Annotated in this window: 1 pseudogene; it reads right to left on the bottom strand. The window is 39.8% G+C overall.

Features of this window, described 5'->3' with window-relative positions:
- Window positions 1–58: 58 nt before the first annotated feature.
- Window positions 59–387 (bottom strand): annotated as a pseudogene (locus tag OCH80_RS10235) (hypothetical protein); the annotation flags it as partial.

Raw genomic sequence — 387 nt, 5'->3', positions numbered from 1 at the left:
TAAACTATTGAATTTTCAAGGTACGAGCCCACTTTTGCAAGTGGGAAGTTTAAGTTAGCTAATCTGAGCTAAAAGAGAAACTACGTTGACTTAACTTGAGCAGTTTATTAGTTTGAATATTGCATAGAAATGGTGAATGCTTATCATATGGCAAAGCAAAGTCACTACTATCGATTGCCAGCAGTCGATAGCCATGATACAAAGCGGGCTGTTTCAAAGTTGAATTGAATTCATACAGAATTGCCTTAAATAATCTAGGATTAACCTTCGATTTCTGCTGTTCGTAAGCCGACGCGGTCATTCGCTTAGAGGGCTTAGGAAATGCGTCAGCCAGCTCCTTGTTCAAGCAGTTTCCTTGCATGGCAAGAGTGGTCTTAATGAATGTCT

The sequence above is a fragment of the Lactobacillus sp. 23-2 genome, assembly GCF_044902225.1.
In the GTDB taxonomy this organism is placed as follows: Bacteria; Bacillota; Bacilli; order Lactobacillales; family Lactobacillaceae; genus Lactobacillus; species Lactobacillus absianus.
This window is presented reverse-complemented; position numbering and strand designations above follow the sequence as displayed.